This is a genomic window from Prosthecobacter sp. (assembly GCF_049294395.1).
GTDB lineage: Bacteria > Verrucomicrobiota > Verrucomicrobiia > Verrucomicrobiales > Verrucomicrobiaceae > Prosthecobacter.
The window spans coordinates 1-3,242 of the sequence record NZ_JBAQCR010000157.1 but is presented as its reverse complement, the minus strand read 5'-3'; the positions used below and the strand labels follow the sequence as shown (position 1 = coordinate 3,242).

Genomic DNA, 3,242 nt, shown 5'->3' with positions numbered 1-3,242 from the left:
TTCTTCGTCGCCTTGGTGGCGAACCAAAGAATCAGGCCGACCAGAAGTTCCATGAAGTAGAAGGGGAAGGGGGCAAGAACGCTGCCGATGAAGCCGCCCATGCCGCTCATGGTGTGCAGCACGTTTTCACCGGCGAGGACGTTGCCGAAGAGTCGGAAGGAAAGCGTGACGGGGCGGAAAACGATGGAGAAGACTTCGATGACGCCGACGAACAGGAAGACCAGAGCAACCATGGCGCCCATGATTCCCTTGAGGCCACCCTTGGCGCCGAACGTGTGGACAATGAAGCCCCAAACGCCCACTTCTTTAATGGTGATGTAGAGCCAGACCAGGAACATGGAGACCGAAAGACCGAAGGTCATGTTCAAGTCAGCCGTTGGTGCGCGGAGCAGCGGGTCATGCACTTCCTTGACGCTCATGAAGCCGGTGCCTTCGCCCCAGCCGACGGTGCCGACGCCTGGAAGAAGTCCGAACCAGTTGGAAACAAGGATGTAAATGAAGATGGTCGCGAGAAGGGGGAAGACGCGGGGGGCAATCTTGGCACCGACGATGGATTCCACCTGACCGTAAAGGAACTCGACCACCAGTTCGAAGAAGTTCTGCGCCTTGTGCGGGATCAGCGTCATGTTCTTCGTCGCCTTGGTGGCGAACCAAAGAATCAGGCCGACCACAACCGCAGCGACGAGCAGGGAATTGGTCAAAAAGCCAAGATTGCTGCTCTCTTTGAGAAACTCCGACGCATAGCTGTGCACGTTCGCGAGCAGCGGCGAGAAGGAGGTTGGTTGGAGAAAATTAAGCAACATGGGGGTAGGGGCTACCGGGGAGGGCCAGTGTAGGGTCTGGCCGGGATGGTGGGCCGTTTTTTTAGCCACATGAAAGGGGGGTAGCAAGATCTATTTGTGAAAAATTTCACAAAGTCGCCGTTTGGCGGGTTTTGTGAAGGCGTATTTACCCCCTTGGAGGGCTTGAGTGCGGGTTATTTGGGGGTGAAAAGAGGTGCTTTTTGGCCGCTTTCGAATGATTTAGAGGGGCAGGTGCGTTGGTGACAGCTCCATTTATGGAGCCGTACCCCTGTAGCGTTTCCTGAACTGGTGCCTTTCTTAATTTCCTATGGTTAACTGGACTGCTCGTGGTGTGGAGATGATTGTTACGATTTGGATCCGATGCAGCGGGCATCTGGAATCTGCCATGTACTGCTTCGGACTTGAATCAGTGAGGCCAATGTCTCGACATCCCATCCTCCGCGTGCGAGTTTTTCCATGATGTCATTCCGCCCCTGTATCGTCCTTTTCGCCCTCGCTTTGCTGGCTGCGACGGCTGATGCCGCAGTGAAATCGAAGGCGAAGGTGGTTTCCGCAGATGGAAAGCCGAATATACTGTTCATCATCGCGGATGATCTGCGTGACTACGCAGGCTGGATGGGTGGGCATCCGCAGTCGGTGACGCCCAACATGGATCGTCTGGCGAAAATGGGCATGCGGTTCAGCAATGCGCATTGCAACTACGCGCTGTGCAATCCGTCACGCACCTCGCTGCTTACTGGCATGCTGCCGTCATCGAGCGGTGTTTTTGGCAATGAGCAGGACTGGCGGCGCAGCGTGCAGATCGCAGGCAAACCGACGCTGCCGGAGCACTTCAAAGCCCAGGGCTACACGACGGCTGCCGCAGGGAAAATCTTCCACGCCAACCATGGTGGGCCTGAAGGCCGACTCGCCGGATGGCATGGTGGCAGGCGTGGTTTTGAACTGGATTCGGCGTGGGATCTGCGCTTTCCGCAGACGGGTGTGCAGATTCCGGATCTGCCGGTGCACACAGGACAAAACTTTAACGGGCTCAACATCTGGCACTGGGACTGGGGTGGCATTCCTGTCGCCGAAGAAAAGACCGACGACGGTCAGATAGCGACGTTTGCCGCTGAGTTTCTGACGCAAAAGCAGAAGAAACCCTTCTTCCTCGCGCTGGGGCTCTACCGTCCGCATTCACCGTGGTATGTGCCGCAGAAGTACTTTGATGCGCTGCCGCTTGATTCGATCCAGCTGCCGGAAGTGAAGGTGGACGACCTGGATGATGTTCCTACTATTGCGAAAACGCATCTTAAGGAGGGATTGCACAAACAGATCCTCGAAAAGAACCTTTGGAAGGACGCGGTGCGCGCCTACCTGGCCAACGTGGCTTTTTGCGATGCCATGCTGGGACGCATCCTGGAAGCAGTTGAAAAGGGGCCGAACGCGAAGAACACGATCATCGTTTTCACCTCCGATCACGGCTGGTATCTCGGGGAAAAGCAGTTGTGGCACAAAGGCAAGCTCTGGGAGCCGACGACGCGTGTGCCGCTCTCGATCTACGTTCCGGGAGTCACGCAGCCTGACAGTGTCTCGGCGCAACCCGTGGCCCTCATTGATCTGTATCCCACGCTGTGCGATCTTACCCAGCTGCCGCTGCCTGAGCATCTGGACGGCAGCAGTTTGAAGCCGCTGCTGCGGGACCCGATGACCAAGCGTGACCAGCCTGCCATCACCTGCATGAACGGTGGCCAAAGCGCCGGGTATGCCGCGCGCGATGAACGCTGGCGCTACATCCGCTATGCGGATGGCAGTGAGGAACTCTACGACCATCAAACCGATCCGCACGAGTGGACAAACCTCGCAGCGAAGCCGGAACACACCGCGATGAAGGCCGCTCTGGCTGGTTTTTTCCCGAAGGAATTCAAGAGCGCCGTGCGCCCAGCGGCTGAAATCATCGGTGCCGCCAGCCCGGCGGGTTCGGTCGATCTGGCCCTGAACATCGGCGATGTCCTCAGTGCGGCTGACGCGCCCAAGCTGCAGGGTAGGGGCGTTTTTGTGGATGCTTCCTTTGAGTTTGATCCGCTGGTGGATCAGGACAGCACGCTGCTGGCGCAGGGTGACGAGCAGTCCGGTTATGCCCTGCATCTGGTGGCCTCCCAGCCCACATTGACCGTGTTTACCAACGGCAAGAGCACCACCATCAGCGGCGCGGCGCTGGAGAAAGGCCGTGTGAACATGCGTGCGCAAATTGACACCGGCGGTGTCATCACGCTCGCAGTTCCAGGACACAGCGAGATGCTGGGCGTGGCCCCGTTTGAACAAGGATTTCCCCAGGAGCCCAAAGCGGGCATCGCCGCCGGACAAAGCTTTGGGATTTTGAAGCTGGCCCAGCATCCCGATAGCACGCCGTTTGACGGTGTGGTTTATCGTTTGAAACTCACCATCCTACCTCCGCAT

General features: G+C 57.6%; 2 protein-coding genes. One reads left to right on the top strand and one right to left on the bottom strand.

What is annotated here, in order from left to right:
* Nucleotides 1-803, bottom strand: an 803-nt coding sequence (gene atpB, locus WAW39_RS10590) for a F0F1 ATP synthase subunit A (protein WP_422318536.1), incomplete at its 3' end; no start/stop codon positions are given.
* A 456-nt stretch (nt 804-1,259) separates the two neighbouring features.
* Between atpB and WAW39_RS10585 the strand changes: the two genes are divergently transcribed.
* Nucleotides 1,260-3,242 (top strand): sulfatase (locus WAW39_RS10585; protein WP_422318534.1); only part of this gene is annotated, 1,983 nt, incomplete at its 3' end.